General features: G+C 55.9%; 22 protein-coding genes. 4 read left to right on the plus strand and 18 right to left on the minus strand.

What is annotated here, in order from left to right:
* Nucleotides 1–51 precede the first annotated feature (51 nt).
* The 18 genes from ftsZ to ilvI all read right to left on the minus strand — a co-directional run bounded on the left by ftsZ (nt 52) and on the right by ilvI (nt 20,797).
* Nucleotides 52–1,209, minus strand: a complete 1,158-nt coding sequence (ftsZ, locus tag AC1UKS_RS18055) for a cell division protein FtsZ (RefSeq protein WP_013200761.1) — start codon at nt 1,207–1,209, stop codon at nt 52–54.
* Between the two features lie 70 nt (nt 1,210–1,279).
* Nucleotides 1,280–2,536: a cell division protein FtsA gene (ftsA, locus tag AC1UKS_RS18060; protein ID WP_013200760.1), complete on the minus strand. Its 1,257-nt coding sequence runs from the start codon at nt 2,534–2,536 to the stop codon at nt 1,280–1,282.
* Nucleotides 2,533–3,372: a cell division protein FtsQ gene (ftsQ, locus tag AC1UKS_RS18065; RefSeq protein WP_265908846.1), complete on the minus strand. Its 840-nt coding sequence runs from the start codon at nt 3,370–3,372 to the stop codon at nt 2,533–2,535. Before ftsQ ends, ftsA begins: the two co-directional genes overlap by 4 nt.
* A 1-nt stretch (nt 3,373) precedes the next feature.
* The gene (locus AC1UKS_RS18070; protein ID WP_105760793.1) at nt 3,374–4,294 is read right to left on the minus strand and encodes a D-alanine--D-alanine ligase; all 921 of its coding nucleotides are present in this window, start codon (nt 4,292–4,294) and stop codon (nt 3,374–3,376) included.
* Entirely contained in the window at nt 4,287–5,762 is a 1,476-nt protein-coding gene (murC, locus tag AC1UKS_RS18075) for a UDP-N-acetylmuramate--L-alanine ligase (RefSeq protein WP_013200757.1), read from the minus strand. Before murC ends, AC1UKS_RS18070 begins: the two co-directional genes overlap by 8 nt.
* 67 nt (nt 5,763–5,829) lie before the next feature.
* The gene (gene murG, locus AC1UKS_RS18080; protein WP_482434724.1) at nt 5,830–6,888 is read right to left on the minus strand and encodes an undecaprenyldiphospho-muramoylpentapeptide beta-N-acetylglucosaminyltransferase; all 1,059 of its coding nucleotides are present in this window, start codon (nt 6,886–6,888) and stop codon (nt 5,830–5,832) included.
* Nucleotides 6,885–8,099, minus strand: coding sequence for a cell division protein FtsW (gene ftsW, locus AC1UKS_RS18085; protein WP_013200755.1), 1,215 nt, complete (start codon nt 8,097–8,099; stop codon nt 6,885–6,887). Before ftsW ends, murG begins: the two co-directional genes overlap by 4 nt.
* Nucleotides 8,099–9,415, minus strand: coding sequence for a UDP-N-acetylmuramoyl-L-alanine--D-glutamate ligase (murD, locus tag AC1UKS_RS18090; protein WP_482434725.1), 1,317 nt, complete (start codon nt 9,413–9,415; stop codon nt 8,099–8,101). Before murD ends, ftsW begins: the two co-directional genes overlap by 1 nt.
* A gap of 2 nt (nt 9,416–9,417) precedes the next feature.
* Entirely contained in the window at nt 9,418–10,500 is a 1,083-nt protein-coding gene (mraY, locus tag AC1UKS_RS18095; protein WP_013200753.1) for a phospho-N-acetylmuramoyl-pentapeptide-transferase, read from the minus strand.
* Entirely contained in the window at nt 10,494–11,855 is a 1,362-nt protein-coding gene (gene murF / locus AC1UKS_RS18100; protein WP_482434726.1) for a UDP-N-acetylmuramoyl-tripeptide--D-alanyl-D-alanine ligase, read from the minus strand. Before murF ends, mraY begins: the two co-directional genes overlap by 7 nt.
* Complete coding sequence (gene murE / locus AC1UKS_RS18105) at nt 11,852–13,339, minus strand: UDP-N-acetylmuramoyl-L-alanyl-D-glutamate--2,6-diaminopimelate ligase (RefSeq protein ID WP_206404431.1); 1,488 nt, start codon at nt 13,337–13,339, stop codon at nt 11,852–11,854. Before murE ends, murF begins: the two co-directional genes overlap by 4 nt.
* Entirely contained in the window at nt 13,326–15,095 is a 1,770-nt protein-coding gene (locus tag AC1UKS_RS18110; RefSeq protein ID WP_013200750.1) for a peptidoglycan glycosyltransferase FtsI, read from the minus strand. Before AC1UKS_RS18110 ends, murE begins: the two co-directional genes overlap by 14 nt.
* 8 nt (nt 15,096–15,103) lie before the next feature.
* Nucleotides 15,104–15,424, minus strand: coding sequence for a cell division protein FtsL (gene ftsL, locus AC1UKS_RS18115; protein ID WP_013200749.1), 321 nt, complete (start codon nt 15,422–15,424; stop codon nt 15,104–15,106).
* The gene (gene rsmH / locus AC1UKS_RS18120) at nt 15,421–16,362 is read right to left on the minus strand and encodes a 16S rRNA (cytosine(1402)-N(4))-methyltransferase RsmH (protein ID WP_265908850.1); all 942 of its coding nucleotides are present in this window, start codon (nt 16,360–16,362) and stop codon (nt 15,421–15,423) included. The genes ftsL and rsmH overlap by 4 nt, the downstream gene beginning before the upstream one ends.
* 2 nt (nt 16,363–16,364) lie before the next feature.
* Nucleotides 16,365–16,823: a division/cell wall cluster transcriptional repressor MraZ gene (mraZ, locus tag AC1UKS_RS18125; protein WP_013200747.1), complete on the minus strand. Its 459-nt coding sequence runs from the start codon at nt 16,821–16,823 to the stop codon at nt 16,365–16,367.
* Between the two features lie 548 nt (nt 16,824–17,371).
* A complete protein-coding gene (gene cra / locus AC1UKS_RS18130; protein WP_013200746.1) occupies nt 17,372–18,382 on the minus strand; it encodes a catabolite repressor/activator in 1,011 nt (336 codons plus the stop codon).
* 196 nt (nt 18,383–18,578) lie between these two features.
* Nucleotides 18,579–19,070, minus strand: a complete 492-nt coding sequence (gene ilvN, locus AC1UKS_RS18135; protein ID WP_013200745.1) for an acetolactate synthase small subunit — start codon at nt 19,068–19,070, stop codon at nt 18,579–18,581.
* Between the two features lie 2 nt (nt 19,071–19,072).
* On the minus strand, nt 19,073–20,797 hold the full coding sequence (ilvI, locus tag AC1UKS_RS18140) for an acetolactate synthase 3 large subunit (RefSeq protein WP_265908851.1): 1,725 nt from the start codon (nt 20,795–20,797) through the stop codon (nt 19,073–19,075).
* Nucleotides 20,798–21,682: 885 nt separating this feature from the next.
* Here ilvI and leuA point away from each other — a divergent pair.
* From leuA to leuD, 4 genes are read left to right on the plus strand one after another with little or no spacing between them, the layout of a single operon-like run.
* Nucleotides 21,683–23,251: a 2-isopropylmalate synthase gene (gene leuA, locus AC1UKS_RS18145; protein WP_013200743.1), complete on the plus strand. Its 1,569-nt coding sequence runs from the start codon at nt 21,683–21,685 to the stop codon at nt 23,249–23,251.
* A 2-nt stretch (nt 23,252–23,253) separates the two neighbouring features.
* Entirely contained in the window at nt 23,254–24,342 is a 1,089-nt protein-coding gene (leuB, locus tag AC1UKS_RS18150) for a 3-isopropylmalate dehydrogenase (protein ID WP_134823472.1), read from the plus strand.
* Nucleotides 24,343–24,344: 2 nt separating this feature from the next.
* Nucleotides 24,345–25,742, plus strand: coding sequence for a 3-isopropylmalate dehydratase large subunit (leuC, locus tag AC1UKS_RS18155; RefSeq protein ID WP_482434727.1), 1,398 nt, complete (start codon nt 24,345–24,347; stop codon nt 25,740–25,742).
* 9 nt (nt 25,743–25,751) lie between these two features.
* Complete coding sequence (gene leuD, locus AC1UKS_RS18160; RefSeq protein WP_265908855.1) at nt 25,752–26,357, plus strand: 3-isopropylmalate dehydratase small subunit; 606 nt, start codon at nt 25,752–25,754, stop codon at nt 26,355–26,357.
* The last annotated feature ends 13 nt before the right edge of the window (nt 26,358–26,370 follow it).

Genomic DNA, 26,370 nt, shown 5'->3' on the forward strand with positions numbered 1-26,370 from the left:
GGGCGAACATTTTAACACAAAGAGCGGAGAATCCCAATTCTCAGGAAATTCCTAATCCGCCTGCTTACGCAGGAAGGCCGGAATATCAAGGTAATCAGGCTCTTTGTTAGTTTGCGTGCTCGGATCGTTGACCACTTTAGCGGCAGGTTTCTGCTCCTGAGGAAGCGGTGCCATACCGTGCTGCTGGTAACGGTGATCCATAACAGGCTGAGTCTGCTGCTGCTTGTTAGTGACCAGGGTAATCTCTGGACGCTTGTCCATGCCAATACCGGTAGCCACGACGGTTACGCGCAGTTCGTCGTTCATTTCCGGGTCCAGCGAGGTGCCGATAACCACGGTCGCATTGTCAGAAGCAAACGCACGGATGGTGTTACCCACCGTTTCAAACTCATCCAGACGCAGGTCGAATCCGGCGGTGATGTTAACCAACACACCACGCGCGCCAGACAGGTCGATATCTTCCAGCAGTGGGCTGGAAATCGCCATTTCGGCCGCTTCTTCTGCACGGTCTTCACCGCACGCCACGCCAGAACCCATCATCGCGTAGCCCATTTCGGACATCACGGTGCGCACGTCAGCAAAGTCGACGTTCATCAGGCCAGGACGGGTAATCAGTTCGGCAATACCCTGCACCGCGCCTTTCAGCACGTCGTTCGCTGCGCCAAACGCATCCAGCAGTGAGATACCACGGCCGAGCACTTTCAGCAGCTTGTCGTTTGGAATAGTAATCAGTGAATCGACATGCTTGGACAGCTCAGCGATACCCTGCTCGGCGAATGCCATGCGCTTCTTGCCTTCAAAATTGAAGGGCTTGGTCACCACAGCAACCGTCAGGATACCCAATTCTTTTGCAACTTCAGCGACAACTGGCGCTGCACCGGTACCGGTACCGCCACCCATGCCTGCAGCGATGAACACCATGTCTGCACCATCAAGTGCCTGACGCAGTGCTTCACGGTCTTCTTCTGCCGAGTTACGACCCACTTCCGGGTTCGCACCGGCACCCAGACCTTTGGTAATACCATTACCAATCTGGATAGTCTGGCCAACCGCAGTTTTACGTAACGCCTGCGCGTCCGTGTTTACTGCAAAGAACTCAACACCTTCGATGCGCTCACGCACCATATGCTCTACGGCGTTGCCGCCGCCGCCGCCGACGCCGATGACTTTAATCACCGCGTCATTGGTTAATTCCATTGGTTCAAACATAATTTCTCTCCGTTATGTGCCTGTCGCCTGGAGATCACAAAAAGTCTAGCATGATCCCCTTTTCTCTAAATTAAAACTCTTTTCTCAGCCAGCTGTTGATTCGTTTGAACCAGTTGCCCACTGAGGCTCTTTTTTCGACATCCGCCTCACCGTTAAGGTGTGACTCTTTTCCGTAGTGCAGTAAGCCAACCGCTGTTGAGTAGTACGGCTCCTGCGCGTAATCCGTTAATCCTGTGATGTTTAACGGCTGTCCGATACGCACCTGCGTGTGGAACACACGCTGGGCGCAAGCCGCTAATCCTTCAATTTGTGCTGCGCCACCGGTCAGGACGATACCCGCTGCCAGATGGTGCTTAACGCCCTGTTGGCGAAGCTGTTCCTGCAACTGCAGGATCTCGTCATTGACCAGATTCAGCAGTTCGGTGTAGCGAGGTTCAATGACCTCTGCCAGCGTCTGACGTTGCAGACTTCTCGGTGGACGTCCACCAACGCTTGGCACTTCGACATTTTCGTCTTTACCGACGATGGAACCCAGCGCGCAACCGTGGCGAACTTTAATCGCTTCCGCATCGGTCGGTGGTGTGCCAAACGCATAAGCGATGTCGCTGGTCACAACGTTACCAGCATATGGGATCACCTTGGTGTGACGCAGCGCGCCACCGGTGTAAACCGCGATATCCATGGTGCCGCCGCCAACGTCCACTACGCAGACGCCCAGCTCACGCTCATCTTCAGTCAGCACCGCAAAGCTGGATGCCAGACCGGCGAAAATCAATTGGTCAACTTTCAGGCCACATCGTTCAACGGCTTTTACAATGTTTTTCGCCATATCGTTGTGACAGGTGATCAAATGCACTTTTGCCTGCATTCTCACGCCGGACAAGCCGACCGGATTTTTGATCCCTTCCTGATAGTCGATCGCATATTCTTGCGGAATAACATGGAGGATGCGGTGCTCGTCACGAACACGGACGGATTTGGCGGTGTGTACCACGTTCTCCACATCTTCCTGTGTCACTTCCTCTTCGGAAATAGGAACCATCCCTATTTCGTTCTGGCAACTGATGTGTTTGCCCGATAATGCAAGGTAAACCGACGAAATCTGACAATCAGCCATCAGCTCAGCCTGGTCGATCGCACGCTGAACACATTTGACCACGGATTCGAGGTCGTTCACCCCGCCTTTATCCATTCCGCGGGAAGGACAGCTGCCCACGCCAATGATATTGACCATGCCATCGGGCAGAATTTCCCCTACCAAAGCGGCAACCTTCGCGGTGCCAATCTCGAGTCCAACTACCAGTTTTCTGTCCGTCGACTTGATCATTGTTGTTTAACCTGTGCCTGATTCTGTTGCTGATTATTGTCGGGGGTCTTAATTTCTGCCGGTGCCCATCCTACTGCCGCGCCAGAGTCGTACCGCAGATCCACGTAAGTGATACGTTTGTTTTCTGCCTGTCCCTGCTGCTGCAGCGTGGGGTAGAGCTGAATGAAACGTTTTAAACGCTTCATATCTTCGTTACGTCCCAGTTCCAGACGGACATCATCGCTCAACACCAGTTGCCAGGACCGCCTTGCGGTCATCGACGCCACCTTCAATTTAAATTTGCTTGCCGCCAGCAGATCGCTCATCTGGTGATAGCCGGTCAGCACTTCTGTTTCGCTCCCTTCCGGGCCATACAGCATTGGCATCTCTTCCTTGCCAATGTGGTTAGCCGGCACGGAGAATGACTTTCCGTCTGCATCAACCATATGCAGGTCGTTCCAGCGCGCAACGGGCACATACTCAACCAGATGGATCTTCAGCTCGTCAGGCCATTGCTTGCGCACGCTGACCTGCTGGATCCACGGCAGACGTTCAATCTGCTGCTGGATGACGTCGACATCCTGGGACATAAACGTTCCCGGCGCGCCCAGCGACAAAATTGCCTGGCGAATATCGTCGTTGGTGGTGTAGTGGGTCTGCCCGGTCACCACCAGCTTTGACAGCGGCTGCCTTGAGGCATCATCCATCCACTTCACCACCACAAATCCGGCGGCGATCACCACGCCAAGCACGATCGTCAGAAAGATGATGCCTGCCAGTCTGGAGCCATTACTGCGCCCGGATCGCGCTTTTTCCTGCGCCTCACGGTTTCGAACATTCAGAGCAGCCTGGGACATATCAGTCCGCCAGCTCCAGAATGCGCGCGACCAGCTGGGAGAAACTCAACCCCGCCTGCTTACCCGCCATCGGCACCAGACTGTGCCCGGTCATGCCTGGGGAAGTGTTCACTTCCAGCAGGTAGAACTGACCGTCGCCGCCCATCATCACGTCAACACGTCCCCAGCCACTACAGCCTAATGCGCGCCAGGCTTTAATCACGATATCGCTCAGTTCAGCTTCCTGTTCAGCAGACAATCCGCTTGGGCAGAAGTATTCAGTATCGTCAGAAAAGTATTTTGCTTCATAGTCATAGAATTCAGAAACCACCTTTATGCGTATTGAAGGCAATATTTCATCGCCAATCACCGCTACGGTGTATTCCGGGCCGCTTAAAAACGCTTCGACCAACACATCGTCGTCATGGCGGAACGCTTCAACCAGCGCAGCCTGAAGCGTGTCAGCGCTGTTCACCCGGCTGATGCCAACGCTGGAACCTTCGCAACTTGGTTTTACGAAAACCGGCAAGCCCAGCGCGGCGATTTTTGCTTCCGTCTCGGGCGTCAGTCCGGCGTCCATTTCCTTACGGGTCAGCGCCACATAAGGAGAGACCGGAAGACCACAGCCCTGCCAGAGGAATTTGGTACGCAATTTGTCCATAGTAATGGCCGACGCCATTACGCCGCTGCCGGTATAAGGGATGGACAAGAACTCCAGCACGCCCTGCAGCGTGCCATCTTCGCCACCGCGACCGTGCAGTGCGATAAAGGCTTTATCAAAGCCCTCTTCTTTCAGGCGCATCACCGGGAAATCACGGATATCTACCGCATGTGCATCAATACCGGCTTCAATCAGCCCGGCCAGCACTGCATTACCTGACATCAGCGAGACTTCTCGCTCCGCAGAGGTGCCACCCAGCAATACCGCTACTTTCTCAGCCATGATGTTCCCCTTCTTTATTCTGCAGTTGTAACTTTTGTTCTGACAGCGTGCGGGCAATACGGCCGACGTTGCCTGCACCCTGAATCAGGATTAAATCGTTGCCGGACAGTTTTGGTGCCAGCATATCGAGCACCGCATCGTGGTCAGAGACCAGGATTGGATCCACTTTGCCACGGCCACGGATGGTGCGACAGAGTGAACGGCTGTCCGCGCCGGGGATCGGTGCTTCACCGGCCGGATAGACATCCAGCATCAGCAACACATCGACCTGAGACAGCACGTTAGCGAAATCGTCATACAAATCACGCGTACGTGAATAGCGGTGCGGCTGGAACACCATCACCAACTGCTTGTCCGGCCAGCCCGCACGGGCGGCTTTAATGGTCACATCCACTTCGGTCGGATGGTGGCCGTAATCATCAACCAGCATCGCCGTGCCGGCAGTACCGTTGGCCGCCTGCACCGGGTATTCCCCCAGGAAGTCAAAGCGGCGTCCCGTGCCCTGGAAGCTCTCCAGCGCACTGAGGATCTCTGCATCTTCAATGCCTTCTTCGGTCGCAACCGCAACCGCTGCCGCCGCATTCAGCGCGTTATGACGGCCCGGCGCATTCAGGGTCACGTGCATCAACGGCTTGTCGTGACGGACCAGGGTGAAATGTCCCTGAGCGCCATTCTGCTGGTAATTCTCTACCCGGACGTCAGCATCCTCGCTGAAGCCGTAGGTGGTGATATGGCGGCTGATACGCGGGATCAACTCGCGGATCACCGCATCGTCAATGCACAACACCGCACGGCCATAAAACGGCAGATTGTGCAGGAAGTTCACGAACGTCTGTTTCAGGTTCTCAAAGTCGCCATGGTAAGTATCCATATGGTCGGCTTCGATATTGGTCACAATCGCCACCATCGGCTGCAAATGCAGGAAGGAGGCATCGCTCTCGTCGGCTTCAGCAATCAGATAACGGCTGCTTCCCAGACGGGCGTGTGTGCCGGCGGCTTTGACCAGGCCACCGTTGACAAAAGTCGGATCCAGTCCGCCTTCCGCATAAATGCTTGAAACCATCGCGGTGGTGGTGGTTTTACCGTGCGTGCCGGCAACAGCAATGCCGTGGCGGTAACGCATCAGTTCAGCCAGCATTTCTGCGCGGCGGATCACCGGGATACGCGCTTCACGCGCGGCAACGACTTCAGGGTTATCCTGAGACACCGCGGTAGACACCACCACCACGCTGGCGTCACTGACGTTCTCAGGGCGATGGTTGAAATAAATGGTCGCACCCAGGTTGCTCAGATGCTGAGTCACCGCATTCGGTGCCAGGTCGGAACCACTGATTTCATACCCTTCATTGGCCAACACTTCGGCAATACCGCCCATGCCAGCACCACCGATGCCAACAAAGTGAATGTGCCGGACGCGACGCATCTCGGGCACTATGGAACGCAGTTTTGCCAGTTGTTGTGTATTCATCTCTTCTGCCTGTCGCACCCTTTCAGTAGCGTGTTGCGGACCGGAATGCTCCGGGCCTGAAATTCTGTTAAAGCGCAGCTTTACTGACTTCCGCTGCAACCCGGTCGGTCGCATCGGGGATCGCTACGGCACGCGCTTTTTCTGCCATTTGCAGTAAAGTCGGTCGATCCCAACGGGCCAGCGTGTCTGCCACACCCTCCGCAGTAAACTGCGGCTGTTCATAAATTTTGGCGGCGCCCGCCTGCTCCAGCGGTATCGCATTCCAGTACTGCTGGCGGTCTTTATGCTGAAACGGGACAAAAATCGCCGGTAAGCCTGCGGCGGCGACTTCACTGACCGTCAGCGCACCTGAACGGCAAACGACGACGTCTGCCCAGGCATAGGCCGCAGCCATATCGTCGATAAATTCGGTGACTTTATGCTGCGTCAGGTTTAACTGCTCATAAACCTGATTCACGCCTTCCAGAGCCCCCTTCCCTACCTGGTGCCAGAGGGTAACTGAGTCACCCAACAGCGCCGCAACCTGAGGCATGGTCTGGTTCAGCACCCGCGCGCCCTGGCTTCCGCCGATGATCAGCACGCGGATTGGGCCACTGCGGTTGGCCAGACGTTCAGCCGGTAACGGCAGCGCCAGCACATCGGTACGCACCGGGTTGCCAACAACGTCGGCATTGGGGAAGGCGCCAGGGAATGCCTGCATCACCTTTTTAGCAATTTTCGCCAGCCATTTGTTGGTCAGGCCGGCAATACCGTTCTGCTCATGCAGCACCACCGGGATACCGCAGCTCCAGGCCGCTAAGCCACCCGGGCCGGAAACGTAGCCGCCCATCCCCAGCACCACATCCGGCTTGTAGGCCTTCATGATGGCTCTGGCCTGACGCACCGCGTTGAAAATACGCATTGGCGCGGTGAGCTGCGCCTTCAGGCCTTTACCGCGCAGGCCGGAGATCCGGATAAAATCGATGTCGATGCCGTGCTTAGGAACCAAATCGGCTTCCATACGATCGGCCGTGCCCAACCAGCGAACCTGCCAGCCCTGATCCATCAGATGATGCGCAACCGCCAGCCCGGGGAAAACGTGCCCACCGGTTCCGCCAGCCATTACCATCAGTCGCTTCCCTTTCATCGACTACCCCGCGTAAACGCCTGCGCTTTTGCCAGACGCGTTTCATAATCAATACGTAACAAAAACACGATGGCGGTCGACATGATGATCAAACTCGAACCACCGTAACTGATCAGCGGCAACGTCAGACCTTTGGTCGGTAACATGCCCGCTGCAGCGCCAACGTTAACCAGCGCCTGGAAGCTGAACCACACGCCAATCGAGCATCCAAGGAAGCCGGAAAAACGCTGGTCAAGCTCAAGCGCACGACGACCAATGGACATCGCGCGAAAAGCGACGAAGAATACCATTAACAGGGCTAAAACCACACCGATATAACCCAGTTCCTCACCGATAATGGAGAAGATAAAATCGGTATGTGCCTCCGGCAGATATTCCAGTTTCTGCACTGAATTTCCCAGCCCCTGGCCCCAGAATTCCCCACGACCAAAAGCCATCAGAGACTGGGTCAGCTGGTAGCCGCTGCCGAACGGATCTTCCCAGGGATTCCAGAAGGACGTGACGCGGCGCATACGGTACGGTTCGGCCACAATCAGCAGGCAAACTGCGAAAATACCGGAGCCGATGATCGCCAGGAACTGCCAGAGTTTTGCCCCGGCGAGGAACAGCATCGCCAGCGTGGTGACGAACAGCACCACCACCGTACCCAGGTCAGGCTGAGCCAGCAGTAACACCGCCAGCACCACCATCACACCCATCGGCTTGCAGAAGCCCCAGAAGTTGTTACGCACCTCTTCCACCTTGCGCACCAGATAGCTCGCCAGGTAGCAGAATAACGACAGCTTGGAGAGCTCTGCGGGCTGAATACGCAGCGGGCCCAATGCAATCCAGCGTGAGGCGCCGTTGACCGAGCTGCCCACCACCAGCACCACTAACAGCATCACTACCGTCACCAGCAGCATGATATTGCTGTAACGCTGCCAGAAATCCATCGGCACGCGCAGCGTTACCAGCGCCATGCCGACCGCCAGCGCAATATAGAATGCATCACGCTTGGCAAAATAGAACGGATCGTCAGACAAACGCTGACCGACCGGCATCGACGCCGAGGTCACCATCACAAATCCAATGATCGCCAGACCGATGGTCAGCCACAGCAGCGTGCGATCATAAAGAACCATTGAGCTGGCGTCGCTCTCGCGTGGGCCCATCACCCAATCTTTCAGACGATTCGTGACGCCACCGGCAAGGCTTAATCCTGGTAAACGCATCAGCCAAGCTCCTTTGCCAGTTGAGTGAACGCGTCGCCGCGCTGCTCGAAGTTTTTAAACTGGTCCAGGCTGGCGCAGGCTGGGGAAAGCAGCACCATATCGCCTGGCTTCACCCGCGTGGCGATCTGCTTCATCGCGTCTGCCAGCGTGTCTGTGCGTACGGCGATCTCAGGGCGCAGCTCAGCCAGCGCTTGCGCATCACGACCAAAGCAGTAAGTGCGGACGTTATCGCCCTGCAGGTAGCGGGTCAGCGGGCTGAAATCAGCCGACTTGCCATCGCCACCCAGCAGCAGCCACAGGGTGCCCTGCACCTGCAGTCCGTTCAACGCCGCTTCGGTACTGCCGACGTTGGTGGCTTTGGAATCATTAATCCAGCGCACGCCGTTACGATCCAGCGCAATCTGGAAGCGGTGCGCCAACCCGCTAAAGGTGGATAAGGCTTTCAGGCTGGATGCCAGCGGCAGACCAACGGCCTCAGCCAGTGCCAGAGCAGCCAGCGCATTGGTCTGGTTATGCTGACCAACCAGCGTCATGTCGCTGGTTTTCATCAGGTTGTCACCCTTCACGTTCAGCCAGCTCTGGCCAGATTCCGTTGCGAGGTGATAATCGCCGGCGTTGATGCCAAAGCTGACGCAGCGCGCATCCAGTCCACGTACCGGGAAGGTCATCGCATCATCGGCGTTGACCACGCAGACGGCAGCGTTTTCATAGACGCGCAGTTTGGCGGCACGGTACTGCTGCATGCCTAACGGATAGCGATCCATATGATCTTCAGTAACATTGAGGATTGTTGCCGCGGCGGCCTTCAGGCTGGCGGTCGTTTCCAGCTGGAAGCTCGACAGCTCCAGCACATACAGTTGCGCCGGTTGCTCCAACAGCATCAGCGCAGGCAAACCAATATTGCCCCCCACGCCAACCTGCCATCCGGCCGCCTTCGCCATATCGCCCACTAAGGTGGTCACGGTGCTTTTGCCATTGGAGCCGGTGATCGCCACGATCGGCGCCTGGGCTTCACGGCAGAACAGCTCGATATCCCCGACGATTTCCACACCCGCTTGCGCGGCATCCATTAACGACGGATGCGCCAGCGCCATACCCGGGCTGGCAACGATCAAATCAGCGCTCTGCAACCAGTTGTCATTCAGCGAACCCAACCAGCGCTCAACGCTGGCGGGCAGTTTATCGAGGCCCGGCGGGGCGACACGGGTATCCATCACGCGTGGCGTCACGCCGCGCGCTAAAAAGAAATCAACACAGGAGAGCCCGGTCAGGCCCAACCCGATAATGACCACTTTTTTACCCTGATAGTCAGCCATTGTTACCGCACCTTCAGTGTTGCCAGGCCAATCAGCACCAGCATCAGAGAAATAATCCAGAAGCGCACAATCACACGCGGCTCCGGCCAGCCTTTAAGTTCGTAATGGTGGTGGATCGGCGCCATACGGAAAATGCGCTGACCGCGTAATTTGAAGGAACCCACCTGCAGGATCACTGACAGGGTTTCAACCACAAACACGCCGCCCATGATCACCAGCAGGAATTCCTGACGCAGCAGCACGGCGATGGTGCCGAGCGCGCCGCCCAGCGCCAGTGAGCCGACATCGCCCATAAACACCTGAGCCGGATAGGTGTTGAACCACAGGAAGCCCAGACCGGCACCGACGATCGCCGTACAGACGATCACCAACTCGCCGGCATGGCGCAGATAAGGGATATGCAGGTATTCCGCAAACTTAACGTTACCCGTTGCCCAGGCAACCAGCGCAAAACCGGCGGCGACAAACACGGTCGGCATAATGGCCAGGCCATCGAGGCCATCGGTCAGGTTAACGGCGTTACCGGTGCCGACAATCACGAAGTACGCCAGCACCACATAGAACAGGCCCAGCTGGGGCATGATGTCTTTGAAGAACGGCACCACTAACTCAGTGGCTGGCGTCCCTTTCCCGGCGATGTACAACCCGAAGGCGACACCCAGCGAGATCACCGACATCCAGAAGTATTTCCAGCGTGCGATCAGCCCTTTGGTGTCTTTACGCACCACTTTGCGGTAGTCGTCGACAAATCCGATGATGCCGAAGCCGACTAATACCACCAGCACGCACCACACGTACGGGTTAGAAGGATAAGCCCACATCAGCACGGATACGGTGATGGAGAACAGGATCATCACCCCGCCCATCGTTGGCGTGCCGCGTTTGCTGAAGTGTGATTCCGGACCGTCGTTACGGACGACCTGACCAAAGGACATTTCCTGCAGACGGGCGATCATTTTCGGCCCCATCCACAAAGAGATAAACAGGGCGGTCAGCAGGCTGACAATGGCGCGAAACGTCAGATAGGAAAAGACGTTAAAGCCAGAATAAAAAGTGACCAAATGTTCGGCCAGCCAGACTAGCATGTTCCTTTCTCCTGTAAGCTCTGTACTACCTGCTCCATGGCGGCACTACGCGAACCTTTGACTAAAATAGTGATGACGTCATGCTCAGCGAGCAGCGTCTGCAGACGTGCCGTAACGGCCGCCTTGTCTTGTAAATGCTCTCCTGCGCCGCTGGCTTCACTGATAAGGTGACTCATCTTGCCAACGCTCAGAACTTTATCGATTCCTGCCAGCCGTGCGGCTTCGCCCACTTCGCGGTGGCACTCTTCTGCCTCATCGCCCAGCTCGCCCATATCGCCCACCACCATTACGCGGTAACCCGGCATCTCGGACAGCACCTGTGCGGCAGCCGTCATTGAACCGACGTTGGCGTTGTAACTGTCATCCAGCAGCAGTTTGTTCTCTGCCAACGCTACCGGATATAAACGTCCCGGTACGGCCTGAAGATGGCTTAATCCCTTCTGGATAGCGCTTAATGGAGCATCGACCGACAATGCCAGTGCCGCAGCGGCCAGCGCATTGGCGATGTTGTGACGTCCCGGCAGCGGGAGCTGAATGGCGATGCTGCCAGCAGGCGTGATCATCACGAAGTGCGTACCGCTGCTGGTGACCTTAACGTCGGTCGCGGAGAAGTCGCTGTCAGCTTGCGGCGCGGAGGAAAAACGCCAGACCGTTTTGCTGTGCAGGGAATGCTGCCAGTGCGGCCAGTCATTGCTGTCTGCATTGAGGATCGCCGTGCCGTTGATCGGCAATCCCTGGAAAATTTCGCCTTTGGCTTTTGCCACACCCGCCAGCGATCCAAATCCTTCCAGATGCGCGGCCGCCAGGTTATTCACCAGCGCCGTTTCAGGACGGGTAATTTCTGTGGTGTAAGCAATTTCGCCCTGGTGATTGGCACCCAGCTCGACGACGGCATATTGATGCGAGGCATTCAGGCGCAACAGGGTCAGCGGTACCCCGATATCATTATTCAGGTTTCCTGCGGTATAGAGCGTCTCGCCACATTCACGAAGAATGGCGGCCGTCATCTCTTTCACCGAGGTTTTACCTGAGGATCCGGTCAGAGCCACCACGCGCGCGGTGGATTGCTGGCGCACCCAGCCGGCCAGCTGACCCAGCGCGATGCGGGTATCAGCTACCACGACCTGAGGCACAGCAACAGTTAAGTGCTTACTCACCAGAAGTGCAGATGCACCGGCCGCCATCGCCTCACCAACAAAGTCATGGGCATTAAAACGTTCACCCTGTAGAGCGATGAACAGGCAACCCGCGCTGACTTTGCGAGTATCGGTGGTGACTTCATCGACGGAGAGGTCACCACCGAACAGTTTGCCGCCAGTTAAGTCGGCCAGCTTTTGCAGCGTCAGTGTAATCATGCGATCACTCCCAGCAGACGGGCGACCGTAATGCGGTCTGAGTAGTCCAGTCGGCGGTTGCCAACTATCTGATAATCTTCGTGGCCTTTACCGGCAACCAGCACGATGTCGCCATCCTGCGCCTGCATCACCGTGTTAGTGACCGCTTGCGCACGACCAGGCATAACGCGAGCGCGACCGGCATCCAGCAGGCCGCTCAGCACATCGGCGACGATAGCCGCCGGATCTTCGCTGCGCGGGTTGTCATCAGTGATCACCACCACGTCAGAGAATTGCTCGGCGATAGCTCCCATAAGTGGGCGCTTACCTTTGTCACGATCGCCGCCGCAGCCAAAGACACACCACAGTTTGCCTTTACAGTGCAGACGCGCGGCTTCCAGCGCTTTTTCCAGCGCATCCGGCGTGTGGGCATAATCCACCACTACCGTCGGTTTGCCTGGCGCACTGAACACTTCCATACGGCCCGTTACCGGTTGCAGTTGATTGCCGGTGGCAATCAGCGAATCCAGCGGATAGCCCAGAGCCAGCAGCGTGCCTAACGCCACCAGCAGGTTACTGACGTTGAAGGCGCCCATCAGGCGGCTTTCAATTTCGCCTTCGCCCCAGCTGGAATCAAAACGGATTTTAGCGCCGTTGTCGTGGTAATCGACTTCGGTCGCCTGCAGCCAGCGGCCATGGCAGCCGGGATCAATGTTGTCTTCCATGGTGACGGCGACCGCATCCGGCAGCTTCTGCAACCAGCGGCGACCGACTTCATCATCGGCATTGACGATGATCTGGCCGACCTGATGTTCAGAGAACAGCAACCATTTCGCGGCTTCGTAGCGCGCCATATCACCATGATAATCAAGGTGGTCACGGCTCAGATTGGTGAAAGCGGCCGCGGCGAAAGGCAGTGCCGCAACGCGATGCTGTACCAGACCGTGCGAAGAGATCTCCATTGCCGCCAGCGTCGCGCCCTGCTCAACCAGTGAGTGCAACGTTTGCTGAACCTCAACCGCAGAACCGGTGGTGTTTTCTGCCGGAACAAGATGGCCGTAGAGGCCATTGCCCACGGTCCCCATCACCGCGCCGGTTTCACCCAGTAACTGGCCCCATTGCGCCAGCAGCTGCGTCGTCGTGGTCTTACCGTTGGTGCCGGTCACACCAATCAGACGGAGCTTATCGCCCGGCTGCTGGTAGAAGCGTCCGGCCAGCGCCGATAAACGCTGCGAAAGCTGTGCGAGATAAATCACCGGCACGCCGTGCATTTCGGTGATGTCGCCATCTTCAGCTTCACCCTCTGCATCGGCTATCACCGCAGCAACGCCCTGGGCGATAGCTTGTGGAATAAAGCGGCGACCATCGGCCGCATGACCTTTAATCGCGACGAACAGATCGCCGGACGCGGCCTCGCGGCTGTCCAGGATCATTTCATGCAGCGCCCGCTCAGGTGCACCAGGCACCCACGGGGCCAGTAAGTCGCGCAAACTACGATCGGTCACTGGATCCCTCTCTTCTGTTCTCTACCATCTCGGTTTTTTCCGTCGGTGTCGGTGGCAGCGCATCCGGTTCAATATTCATGGTGCGCAGAACGCCGCCCATGATCGCGCCAAACACCGGTGCAGAAACTGCACCACCGTAATATTTGCCACCCTGTGGATCGTTAATCACCACAACCAGCGCAAAACGAGGACGGCTTGCAGGTGCAACACCTGCGGTATAAGCAATGTACTTGTTAACGTATCCACCATCCGGCCCGACTTTCTTCGCGGTACCCGTTTTAATGGCGATACGATAACCCTTGATCGCGGCCTTCACGCCGCCGCCGCCCGGCAGAGCAACGCTCTCCATCATATGCATGACGGTACGGACCAGCTCTTCAGGGAAGACGCGTTCGCCCGCCACCGGCGGATCAACTTTGGTAATAGACAGCGGGCGCAGAACGCCATAACTGCCAATCGTTGAGTAGACTCGCGCTAACTGTAACGGCGTTACCATTAGCCCGTAGCCGAAAGAGAAGGTGGCCCTCTCTATGTCAGACCACCGTTGTTTTTGAGGATATAAGCCACTGCTTTCTCCGACCAACCCCAAATTGGTCGCCTTACCCAATCCAAAGCGTGCGTAAGTATCTACTAACGCTGAGGATGGCATCGCTAACGCCAGCTTTGAAACACCAACGTTACTCGATTTCTGCAGAACCCCGGTCAGGGTCAGTTCGTTGTAGCGCGCCACGTCTTTAATTTCATGGCCATTGACGCGGTACGGAACGGTATTCAGCACGCTGTTTTCTTTCACCACGCCACGTTGCAGCGCGGTCATCACCACCATCGGTTTCACGGTAGAACCCGGTTCAAAGATGTCGGTGATGGCGCGGTTACGCATCACGTCTTTGGTGGTGCCAGTGAGATTATTGGGGTTGTAAGCCGGGCTGTTGGCCATTGCCAGCACTTCGCCGGTGTTGACATCAACCAACACTGCGGTGCCGGACTCGGCTTTATTGAAGGCCACTGCGTTGTTGAGTTCGCGGTAGACCAGCGCCTGTAAACGTTCGTCGATGCTCAGCGCGAGATTATGCGCAGCACGACTGTCGACCGAGGAGATGTCTTCAATCACGCGGCCGTGGCGGTCTTTACGCACCGTTCGCTCACCCGGTTGGCCGGTCAGCCATTTATCGAAGCTTTTCTCAACGCCTTCAATCCCCTGGCCATCAATATTGGTGAAACCAATCAGGTGCGAGGTGACCTGGCCTGCCGGGTAATAACGGCGTGACTCTTCGCGCAGGAAGATGCCGGGCAGCTTCAGTTTTTTGATGTAATCGCCGATGGCAGGATTGACCTGGCGCGCCAGATAGACAAAGCGGCCTTTCGGATTGGCGTTGACTCGGGCGGCAAGCTGGTCCAGCGGAATGGACAGGGCATCCGACAGCGCTTTCCAGCGGCTATCAAGAGTAATACCGCCCTTATCGTGAAGTTCTTTCGGGTCAGCCCAGATAGCATTGACCGGCACGCTGACCGCCAGAGGGCGTCCGGCGCGGTCGGTAATCATGCCGCGAGACGTGGGCACCGCCTGCACGCGAAGAGAACGCATATCGCCTTCGCGCACCAGTTTGTCCGGGTTAATCACCTGCAGATAAGCCACACGGGAGAGCAGGAAGACCAGGCCAAGGAAAATGCAGCCGCACAACAACGCAAAACGCCAGCTTACAAAGCTGGCCGGATTCTCGCTGCGTTTAACCTTCTTGTTGCTTGCGGCTTTCATTCAGTCCCTTAAGGTTGTACCACGATGTTTTCCTGCGATGGATCGACATGCTGCATTTGCAGTTTTTCCGTTGCCGTCCTCTCAACCCGGCTGTGATCGCCGAGGGCATTCTCTTCCAGGATCAGGTTGCGCCATTCGATATCCAGCGCATCCCGCTCCAGCACTAACTGTTCGCGCTGTGCGGTGAGCAGGCGCGTTTTATGCGCCGTGGTCACCACTAACACCGCCGAGATCAGCACAGCGACCGCGAGGATCACCGGGATTTTACCGTGGCGAAGGATATCGCCGCCGATCACGCCCGGTAAGCTGTGGCGCTCGTTGCCAATCATGACGCCGTCCTCTCTGCAACGCGTAAGACTGAACTGCGGGCGCGTGGATTCTCTTTCACTTCCTCGTCACCCGGCATCATTTTGCCGAAGGCTTTAAGGTGGCGGCCACCCAGCTTAGCCAGCTGCGCTTCGGTCATCGGGATCCCGGCAGGGACCTGAGGTCCGCGACTCTGCTCGCGCATAAAGCGTTTAACGATGCGGTCTTCCAGTGAATGGAAGCTGATCACCGATAAACGACCTTCCGGTGCCAGAGCCGTCAGCGCGCCTTTCAAGGCCTGCTCAATCTCTTCCAGCTCGCTGTTGACCCAGATGCGAATCGCCTGGAAGCTGCGGGTCGCCGGGTGCTTAAACTTGTCTTTCACTGGCGTGGCGGCGTAGATCACATCCGCCAGCTCTTTGGTGCGCGTCATCGGCTGTTCGCGGTTGCGTTCGACAATGGCGCGGGCAATACGCTTGGCAAAACGCTCTTCGCCAAAGGTCTTCAGCACAAAAGCGATGTCGCTCTCTTCAGCCTGCAGTAACCACTGCGAAGCCGACTGTCCTTTGGTGGGATCCATGCGCATATCCAGCGGTCCATCACGCATAAAGGAGAACCCGCGTTCGGCATCATCCAGCTGCGGCGATGACACGCCAAGATCCAGCAGAATGCCGTTGATCTTGCCGGTCAGGCCGAGTTCGTCGGCATAGTCTGCCAGCGCGGAAAAAGGGCCATGGATGATCTGGAAACGTGGGTCAGCGATCTCTGCAGCGGCGGCAATCGCCTGCGGATCGCGGTCTATGGCGTAGAGACGGCCTTGCTCTCCCAGTTGAGAGAGGATCAGGCGTGAATGTCCACCTCGTCCAAAGGTGCCATCGAGATAAATACCGTCAGATTTAATGTTGAGGCCATTAACCGCCTCATCTAACAGCACCGTGGTATGTTTGAAATTATCCTGCATAGCTATAGTGACAAATCCTGCAAACGCTCAGATAACGGTTCCTGAGTCGACTGCTCTGCGTCAATATCCTCCCTGACTTGTTGATACCAGGTCTGTTCATCCCACAGCTCAAACTTGTTGAACTGTCCAACCAGCATCACTTCTTTGGTCAAATTCGCATGCTGACGTAGCGTTGTGGCTACCAGCAAACGACCTGCATTATCCATCTGACACTCGCTGGCATGTCCCAGTAACAGGCGCTGTACGCGGCGTTCTGCCGGGTTCATGCTCGATAAGCGGGCCAGTTTACGTTCAATAATTTCCCATTCGGGCAGGGTATAAAGCAGCAGGCATGCCTGGTGAAGGTCAATGGTACAAACCATTTGCCCTTGTGATTCCCCGATCAGCGTTTCGCGATAGCGCGTGGGTACGGCGAGCCGTCCCTTGCTGTCGAGATTGACTAACGTTGCCCCACGGAACATGCCAGCCTCACCCTCCAGTTACCCCTGTTCACCACTTTACACCACAATTTCCCACCAAAGGAGTTTACGGAGCGAAGGAAAACATTGTCAAGGCGCAGCAGAGGTTGGAGAGAATTATTTCTGAGCCAGTTAAAACTGGAGGGAGTTAAAAAAGAACGCGGTCTGGTCAGGAATTTAAAAATAAACTAATGAATAGTGGCAGGAAATTCTGCGGTAAAATTAGATTGTTCAAAAATATGCCAGTTCTACGCCGTAAATTCCTCACCCTCAACTTTGCGACATGGACGGCATTTTAGGGTATATCCTAAGAGATTCCTACCTCAGTCGCGCTGCGCCTGCGCTTCTGTCCGCTGGTTTGTCCTAAATTTTTAATAATCAGGAAGATTTAGATAAATGATAAGCGGCGGACTGATTCGACTTTACTTTTATTTACGTGAAACCTGGTCTCAGAAATCTCACGACAATTTATCGGTTGTTAACGCAGGCTGATTTTTCCTAAGCAATCAAAAAGAAAAAAGGCAGCCTGGCTGCCTTTTTATGTGGAAATGTTAACTCGCTTTACGGCTTAACCTGCCCCGCCGATAAAGATTACGCCGGATTCGCGTTAATCCCGGCTTCGGTTTTCGCGGTTCATCCAGACTCGCCAGCACCAGCTCAAGCACCCGTTCGGCCACATCCCGATGACGCTGGCCAACCGCCAGCACCGGACAATCGAGGAAATCCAGCAGCTCATGATCGCCGAAGGTGGCAATCGCCAGATTGCTTGGCAGACGTCCCTCACGTTTCAGCGTCACGTCCATCACGCCCTGCAACAGGCCGAAGGAAGTGGTAAACAGCGCATCGGGCATATCATGCGTCTCCAGCCACTTCTCGAACAGCGCGGCTGCCGCGGTCCGTTCAAAGCTGTTGGCGTAGATAAAGTCGATGGTGCGTTCGTCCCCTTTCCAGGCATCCCGGAACCCCATCTCGCGCAGGAAGCTGACGGATAACTCAGGTAAGGCGCCCATAAACAGAATCGATTCGACCGGCTGCTTACGGAGTTCAGCGGCCAGCATTTCGGCATCATCCTGATCGGCACCGACCACGCTGGTGAAATGCTCGCGATCCAGCGCACGGTCAAGGGCGATGATCGGTAACGGATCGTTGATCCAGCGCTGATAGAAAGGATGTTCCGGTGGTAAAGACGTTGAGACGATGATCGCATCAACCTGGCGCTGCAACAGATGCTCCACGCAGCGCATTTCGTTATCGGGCTGATCTTCAGAACAGGCAATCAGCAGCTGATAGCCGCGCTGACGCGCCTGTCGTTCAAGGTAATTCGCGATACGCGTGTAGCTGGTATTCTCCAAATCAGGAATAACCAGCCCTATCGACCGCGTACGTCCCGCGCGGAGCCCGGCAGCCACCGCGTTGGGATGGTAATTATGCTCGCGCACGACTGCCATGACCTTTTCGACGGTTTTGTCGCTGACACGATACTGCTTAGCTTTGCCGTTAATAACATAGCTGGCAGTCGTGCGCGAAACACCGGCCAGGCGCGCAATTTCATCCAGTTTCACAATAACCCCACGCTAGCACCGTGACGGCGCAGAAAATAGCCACGTCCCGGCTATGGATAAGAGATTTGTTACATCTAACAGCAGAACAGTTTAGCGAGCAACCGCTTTTACTTCTGTGCGTTAGCTTTCAGACAAAAAATAAAAAACCCAGCATTACGCTGGGTTAGCAGAAGAGAGCGATAATCACCGGTCGTGATTAACGCATAATGCGGTCGCCACGAGAAACGCCGACGATACCGGAGCGGGCGACTTCAACAATTTCCGCCACTTCACGCACGGTGTTGAGGAACGCATCCAGCTTATCGCTGGTGCCGGTAAGCTGAACCGTATAAAGCGAAGGCGTTACATCCACAATTTGCCCACGGAAAATCTCAGCGCTACGTTTCACTTCTTCACGGCCGTAACCGGTGGCCTGAACTTTTACCAGCATCACTTCTCGTTCGACGTAAGCGCCCTGACCTAATTCCGTCACGCGCAACACGTCCACCAGCTTGTGCAGTTGCTTTTCGATCTGCTCCAACACCTTGGCATCACCCACGGTCTGAATAGTCATGCGCGAAAGCGTTGGGTCATCTGTCGGTGCCACGGTCAGGCTTTCAATGTTATAGCCACGCTGGGAGAACAGGCCAACCACGCGGGACAATGCGCCGGATTCGTTTTCCAGCAGTACTGATAAAACACGACGCATAATTAAGTCCTCTCCGTTTTGCTAAGCCACATTTCGTCCATTCCCCCGCCGCGGATATGCATCGGGTAGACGTGCTCAGTGCCATCGACGTTAACATCGACAAACACCAGACGCCCTTTACCTAACTCCTCCAGTGCCTGAGTCAGCTTGGCTTCCAGCTCTTCAGGACGGCTGATATTGATGCCGACGTGGCCATAAGCTTCTGCCAGTTTCACAAAGTCAGGCAAGGATTCCATATAAGACTGGGAGTGACGGCCAGAGTAGATCATGTCCTGCCACTGTTTCACCATGCCCAGCACGCGGTTGTTCAGGCTCAGCACCAGCACCGGCAGATCGTACTGCAGCGCGGTGGAAAGTTCCTGAATGTTCATCTGGATACTGCCGTCGCCGGTGACGCACACCACCGTAGCTTCCGGTACCGCCAGCTTGACGCCCAGCGCGGCGGGCAGACCGAAGCCCATCGTGCCGAGGCCACCGGAGTTGATCCAACGACGCGGTTTGTCGAACTGATAATAGAGCGCGGCAAACATCTGATGCTGACCAACGTCGGAGGTGACATAGGCTTCACCATGAGTCAGACGGCAGATGGTTTCGATAACCGCCTGAGGTTTGATCTGCTCACTCTTACGATCGAACTCCAGACACTGGCGGGAACGCCACTGATCGATGCTTTGCCACCAGTCGCGAAGACTGTCGAAATCCTGCTGTTTGTCACCCTGTTCCAGCAGCTCAAGCATCTGCGTCAGCACCTGCTTAGCATCGCCGACGATCGGCACATCTGCCGGCACAGTCTTGGAAATTGACGTCGGATCGATGTCAATGTGCAGCACGGTAGCATTCGGGCAATATTTCGCCAGATTGTTCGTGGTGCGGTCATCAAAGCGCACGCCGACGGCGAAGATCACGTCAGCGTTATGCATGGTCATGTTGGCTTCATAGGTGCCGTGCATACCCAGCATGCCGACGCTCTGGCGATGGGTGCCGGGGAAGGCGCCCAGGCCCATCAGCGAACAGGTGACCGGCAGGTTAAGTTTTTCGGCGATCTGACGAAGCTCATCATCACAAGCGGAATTGATTACGCCGCCGCCGGCATAGATCACAGGCTGTTTCGCCGCCAGCAAGGTCTGTAAGGCTCGCTTAATCTGGCCTTTGTGTCCCTGAGTGGTCGGGTTGTATGAGCGCATGCTGACTTCATCTGGCCAGACATACGGTAATTTGTTCGCCGGGTTCATCATGTCTTTCGGCAGATCGATCACCACCGGACCGGGACGTCCGCTGGCAGCCAGCCAGAATGCCTTTTTCATAATGGTCGGAATATCTTCAGCCGACTTGACCATAAAGCTGTGCTTAACCACCGGGCGGGAAATCCCCACCATGTCGCACTCCTGGAAAGCATCGTAACCAATCAGTGAGGAAGGCACCTGGCCGGAGAGCACGACTAATGGGATTGAATCCATATAAGCAGTGGCGATGCCGGTGATGGCGTTAGTCGCGCCTGGGCCGGAGGTGACCAGCACCACGCCCACTTCACCGGTGGAACGGGCGTAGCCGTCCGCCATATGCACCGCGCCCTGCTCGTGACGAACCAGAATATGATCGATGCCGCCGACGGTTTGTAGCGCATCATAGATATCAAGTACTGCCCCGCCGGGGTAGCCGAATACATGTTTAACGCCCTGATCGATCAACGATCGGACGACCATCTCGGCTCCTGACAACATCTCCATTTTTGCCTCCAGGCTCTTAAGGTGCTGAATTATCGTATAGGCAGATAAGGTCAAAACCTGTGTTTATGCAAAGACGCTGGAAATCATTTCCAGAATCCAGGTACAGGGTGAATCCCTGGCTATTTTTATGCGTTGATGGACGTACCATAACCGTAGAAAAGTTGGCAGGCAAACCTGCAAGCACGGCTTTTAACGAATATCAGGTCCGCAAGGCACTACCGCTAATGGGGACTTGTCGACAAATACACTGACCAAAGGCTGAAAGAAAAGCGGTTTGTTCTGGTGAGCAATTCTTTTGCAGTGTGATCGTTTTGTTATCAAAACGTTCACAGCCTTAATTCAAGCTCACCTGTTCAAACATCGCGCCTAAATTAGTTTTATCTGCTGCCAGCATTTAATTATCAAACATATTTCGCTGAAGAGAAGCGGCATAAGTCTGCGGGCAAGTCATAAGATTTTCCTATGCAAACCATTGATTAACCGCTTTTTTAAAGGCCAGTTCGGCGCGAATAATCCGGCCGCAGTCCCTGCTGAAAAATATTCCTGTTTGACCGCCTTCCTTTTTGTTCTGCTCACGGGCTTCCCCTCAGAATATCTTTCCTGAGCCGCGTTGACTGCCGCCGTTATAACCTTACGGCTAAGGTTGACATCGCCCCCGCAAATCAAGTATCAATAAGGGAACAGCAAATTTATGAGGTCTGAAGACATGATTCGTACCGCTCGCCTACTCGGTCTACTACTAAACGCATCCCAATTGCGCGGTAGACTTGTGGGCGAAGAAATGAATCAGTGATTCAGGCTTACAAACCTAAAGAACCCGCGCCGATGCGCGGGTTTTTTTATGCTCGTAGCACTGGTAAAGCAAACACGACAAGGAATATCCCGATGAGCCAACAAGTTATTATTTTCGATACCACTCTGCGTGATGGCGAACAGGCCTTACAGGCCAGCCTGAGTGTGAAAGAAAAGCTGCAGATCGCCCTGGCGCTGGAGCGCATGGGTGTGGACGTGATGGAAGTGGGTTTCCCAATTTCTTCCCCCGGTGATTTTGAATCCGTCCAGACCATTGCGCGTCAGATCAAAAACAGTCGTGTTTGCGCCCTCGCCCGCTGCGTAGAAAAAGATATCGATGCCGCTTATGAAGCCCTGCGCGTGGCCGAGGCTTACCGTATCCATACCTTCCTGGCCACCTCGCCAATGCATATCGCCACCAAGCTGCGCAGCACGCTGCCCGAAGTGATTGAGCGTGCGGTAACCATGGTGAAACGCGCCCGTAACTACACCAACGACGTGGAATTCTCCTGTGAAGATGGCGGACGTACGCCGATTGATGATCTCTGCCGCGTCGTGGAAGCGGCGATCAACGCCGGCGCCACCACCATCAACATCCCGGACACCGTGGGCTACACGCTGCCGGAAGAGTACAGCAACATCTTCGCGCAGTTGCGTAATCGCGTGCCGAACATTGATAAAGCCATTCTGTCGGTGCATACCCATGACGATTTGGGCATGGCAACCGGCAATGCCATTGCCGCCATTCAGGCCGGCGCGCGTCAGGTTGAAGGCACCATCAACGGTCTGGGCGAACGTGCCGGTAACTGTGCGCTGGAAGAAGTGATCATGGCGATCAAAACCCGCAGCCAGTTGATGAATGTGAATACCAACATCCATCACCATGAGATCTACCGTACCAGCCAGCTGGTCAGCCAGATTTGTAATATGCCGATCCCGGCTAACAAAGCGGTAGTCGGCACCGGTGCCTTCGCTCACTCTTCCGGTATCCACCAGGATGGCGTACTGAAGAACCGCGAAAACTACGAAATCATGACCCCGGAATCTATCGGCCTGAATAAAATCCAGCTGAACCTGACCTCCCGTTCTGGCCGTGCCGCCGTGAAGCACCGCATGGATGAGATGGGCTATAAAGAAAACGACTACAACCTGGATAACCTGTACGACGCGTTCCTGAAGCTGGCTGACAAGAAAGGCCAGGTCTTCGACTACGATTTGGAAGCGCTGGCCTTCATTAATAAGCAGAACGAAGAACCGGAACATTTCCGTCTGGATTACTTCAGCGTGCAGTCAGGCTCCAGCGTGATGGCGACCGCGTCGGTCAAACTGGCCTGCGGTGAAGATGTGAAGTCCGAAGCAGCAACCGGTAACGGTCCTGTCGACGCGGTTTATCAGGCGGTTAATCGCATTACCGATTTCGATGCCGAGCTGGTTTCCTATCAGCTGACGGCAAAAGGCCACGGCAAAGATGCGCTGGGCCAGGTGGATATCGTGGTGAAGTACAACGACCGTAAATTCCACGGCGTCGGTCTGGCAACGGATATCGTCGAGTCTTCGGCGAAAGCGATGATCAATGCCCTGAACAACATCTGGCGCTCGCGTCAGGTCGAGCAAGAGTTGCAGCGCAAATCTCAAACAACCGATCATAAGGAAGTGGTGTAATCATGTCAGGCTCTTACCATATTGCAGTATTGCCCGGTGATGGCATCGGCCCGGAAGTGATGGCTCAGGCCAGTAAAGTGCTGACTGCCGTACGTGAGCGCTTCAACCTGCGCATCACCACCAGCGAATATGACGTTGGCGGCATCGCCATCGATCGTCACGGCGAGCCTCTGCCGGCGGCGACGGTAGCCGGCTGTGAACAGGCTGATGCGATCCTGTTCGGTTCTGTTGGTGGCCCAAAATGGGAACACCTTCCACCGGCCGAACAGCCAGAGCGCGGGGCGCTGCTGCCACTGCGTAAGCACTTTAAACTGTTCAGCAACCTTCGCCCAGCCAGCCTGCATAAAGAGCTGGAAGCGTTCTGCCCACTGCGCAGTGATATCGCCGCGAAAGGCTTTGATATCCTGGTGGTGCGTGAACTGACCGGCGGCATCTATTTTGGTCAACCAAAAGGCCGCGAAGGCAGCGGCCAGCACGAGCGCGCGTTCGATACCGAGGTCTATCACCGTTTTGAGATTGAGCGCATTGCCCGCATTGCCTTCGAGTCAGCGCGCAAACGTCGCAATAAAGTGACCTCAATCGACAAAGCGAACGTCTTGCAATCATCGATCCTGTGGCGCCAGATAGTGAATGAAGTGGCGAAGGATTATCCGGACGTTGAACTGAGCCATATGTATATCGATAACGCCACCATGCAGCTGATCAAAGAGCCGTCGCAATTCGACGTGATGCTTTGCTCCAACCTGTTCGGCGATATCCTGTCCGATGAGTGTGCGATGATCACCGGCTCGATGGGCATGTTGCCTTCTGCCAGCCTGAACGAGCAGGGTTTTGGCCTGTTTGAACCGGCAGGCGGATCGGCCCCGGATATCGCAGGCAAGAACATCGCCAACCCAATTGCCCAGATCCTGTCACTGTCGCTGCTGCTGCGCTTCAGTCTGAATGCCGCAGACGCCGCCGATGCGATTGACCAGGCCATCAGCCGCGCGCTGGCTGAAGGTCACCGCACGGGCGATTTAGCCGGTGGCGGCCAGTCCGTCGGCACCGAGGAAATGGGGTCGATTATCGCCCGTTACATTCGCGAAGCCTGATTATGAAAACATTATACGAGAAGCTGTTTGATGCGCATCTGGTGCACGAAGCGCCAGGCGAGACGCCACTGCTGTATATCGACCGTCATCTGGTGCATGAAGTGACCTCCGCGCAGGCCTTTGATGGTCTGCGTGCACACAATCGCCCGGTGCGCCAGCCGTCAAAGACCTTCGCCACCATGGATCACAACGTCTCTACCCAGACGCGTGATATCAATGCGAGCGGTGAGATGGCGCGGATCCAGATGTCGATGCTGATCAAAAACTGTGAAGCCTTCGGCGTACGTTTGTATGACCTCAAGCACCCTTTCCAGGGCATCGTACATGTGATCGGTCCTGAGCAGGGCCTGTCCCTGCCGGGTATGACCATCGTCTGTGGCGACTCGCATACCTCCACTCACGGTGCCTTTGGCGCGCTGGCGTTTGGTATCGGGACCTCAGAAGTTGAGCATGTGCTGGCCACCCAGACGCTGAAGCAGTCCCGCGCCAAAACCATGAAGATTGAAGTGGTGGGACAAACCGCACCGGGCATCACTGCTAAAGACATTGCGCTGGCGATCATTGGCAAAACCGGCAGCGGCGGCGGCAATGGCCATGTGGTCGAATTCTGTGGTCCTGCGGTAGAAGCCCTGAGCATGGAAGGCCGCATGACGCTGTGTAATATGGCGATTGAACTGGGCGCGAAAGCGGGCCTGGTTGCGCCTGATGACACCACCTTTGATTACGCCCGCGGCCGCCAGTTTGCGCCGAAAGGGGCGGAATGGGATGAAGCGGTCGCCTGGTGGCGGACGTTGAAATCCGACAGCGGTGCGCACTTCGACAAAGTGGTGACATTAAATGCGGCGGACATCGCACCACAGGTTACCTGGGGCACCAACCCCGGTCAGGTGATCGCCGTTAACGAGGTGATCCCCGATCCGGCCTCGTTCAGCGATCCGGTTGAGCGTGCCTCAGCCGAGAAGGCGCTGGCCTATATGGATTTGCAGCCTGGCATCCGGCTGACCGAAGTGAAGATCGACAAAGTCTTTATCGGCTCCTGCACCAACTCACGTATTGAGGATTTGCGGGCGGCGGCATCGGTGGTGAAAGGCCACAAGATTGCGCCAGGCGTTCAGGCCTATGTCGTGCCGGGATCCGGTCCGGTTAAAGCGCAGGCGGAAGAGGAAGGGCTGGACAAAATCTTCCTTGATGCCGGTTTTGAATGGCGCTTACCCGGCTGCTCAATGTGTCTGGCAATGAATAACGACCGGCTGAATCCCGGTGAGCGTTGCGCATCTACCAGCAACCGTAACTTCGAAGGTCGTCAGGGCCGCGGTGGCCGCACGCATCTGCTAAGCCCGGCAATGGCTGCGGCTGCGGCGGTTGCAGGCCATTTTGCAGACATCCGCGAACTGATTTAAAGAGGCTGTATGGCGAAGAAATTTACCCAACATACCGGCATCGTGGTGCCGATGGATGCGGCAAACGTCGATACCGATGCGATTATCCCGAAGCAATTTTTGCAGATGGTGACGCGCACTGGTTTTGGCCGCAACCTGTTTTACGACTGGCGTTACAGCGATGCCGAAGGCCAGATCCCCAACCCGGATTTCGTGCTGAACAAGCCCGCGTTTCGCGGTGCCAGCATTATGCTGACGCGGGAAAACTTTGGCTGCGGCTCCTCCCGTGAGCATGCGCCCTGGGCGCTGACTGACTTCGGTATTCAGGCGATTGTCGGCAGCGATTTTGCCGATATCTTTGCCAATAATTCGTTTAACAATCAGCTGCTGCTGGTGTCGTTAAGCGAGGAAGAGGTGGACACGCTGTTCCAGCTGGTTGCCGCACAGCCGGGCGTGGAAATCACCGTCGATCTGGAAAAGCAGGAAGTCATCGCCGATGGCAAGCACTACGCATTCAGCATCGACAGCTTCCGCCGACACTGCCTGATCAACGGGCTGGATAACATTGGCCTGACGCTACAACATGACGCTGAGATTTCGGCGTATGAGAAAACCCAGCCGGCCTTTCTGCGTTAGTTGCCCCCACGGG

The organism is Erwinia sp. AK-PDG3-5 (assembly GCF_056821705.1).

Bases quoted from the DNA above. Each gene is read 5' to 3' on its own strand.
- leuA (WP_013200743.1), top strand. From the start codon at position 21,683: ATGAGCCAACAAGTTATTATTTTCGATACCACTCTGCGTGATGGCGAA.
- ftsL (WP_013200749.1), bottom strand. From the start codon at position 15,424: ATGATTGGCAACGAGCGCCACAGCTTACCGGGCGTGATCGGCGGCGAT.
- murD (WP_482434725.1), bottom strand. From the start codon at position 9,415: ATGGCTGACTATCAGGGTAAAAAAGTGGTCATTATCGGGTTGGGCCTG.
- mraZ (WP_013200747.1), bottom strand. From the start codon at position 16,823: ATGTTCCGTGGGGCAACGTTAGTCAATCTCGACAGCAAGGGACGGCTC.
- ftsQ (WP_265908846.1), bottom strand. From the start codon at position 3,372: ATGTCCCAGGCTGCTCTGAATGTTCGAAACCGTGAGGCGCAGGAAAAA.
- ftsA (WP_013200760.1), bottom strand. From the start codon at position 2,536: ATGATCAAGTCGACGGACAGAAAACTGGTAGTTGGACTCGAGATTGGC.
- ftsZ (WP_013200761.1), bottom strand. From the start codon at position 1,209: ATGTTTGAACCAATGGAATTAACCAATGACGCGGTGATTAAAGTCATC.
- leuD (WP_265908855.1), top strand. From the start codon at position 25,752: ATGGCGAAGAAATTTACCCAACATACCGGCATCGTGGTGCCGATGGAT.
- AC1UKS_RS18110 (WP_013200750.1), bottom strand. From the start codon at position 15,095: ATGAAAGCCGCAAGCAACAAGAAGGTTAAACGCAGCGAGAATCCGGCC.
- mraY (WP_013200753.1), bottom strand. From the start codon at position 10,500: ATGCTAGTCTGGCTGGCCGAACATTTGGTCACTTTTTATTCTGGCTTT.
- rsmH (WP_265908850.1), bottom strand. From the start codon at position 16,362: ATGCAGGATAATTTCAAACATACCACGGTGCTGTTAGATGAGGCGGTT.
- leuB (WP_134823472.1), top strand. From the start codon at position 23,254: ATGTCAGGCTCTTACCATATTGCAGTATTGCCCGGTGATGGCATCGGC.
- murG (WP_482434724.1), bottom strand. From the start codon at position 6,888: ATGAAAGGGAAGCGACTGATGGTAATGGCTGGCGGAACCGGTGGGCAC.
- murF (WP_482434726.1), bottom strand. From the start codon at position 11,855: ATGATTACACTGACGCTGCAAAAGCTGGCCGACTTAACTGGCGGCAAA.
- ilvI (WP_265908851.1), bottom strand. From the start codon at position 20,797: ATGGAGATGTTGTCAGGAGCCGAGATGGTCGTCCGATCGTTGATCGAT.
- leuC (WP_482434727.1), top strand. From the start codon at position 24,345: ATGAAAACATTATACGAGAAGCTGTTTGATGCGCATCTGGTGCACGAA.
- AC1UKS_RS18070 (WP_105760793.1), bottom strand. From the start codon at position 4,294: ATGGCTGAGAAAGTAGCGGTATTGCTGGGTGGCACCTCTGCGGAGCGA.
- ilvN (WP_013200745.1), bottom strand. From the start codon at position 19,070: ATGCGTCGTGTTTTATCAGTACTGCTGGAAAACGAATCCGGCGCATTG.
- murC (WP_013200757.1), bottom strand. From the start codon at position 5,762: ATGAATACACAACAACTGGCAAAACTGCGTTCCATAGTGCCCGAGATG.
- ftsW (WP_013200755.1), bottom strand. From the start codon at position 8,099: ATGCGTTTACCAGGATTAAGCCTTGCCGGTGGCGTCACGAATCGTCTG.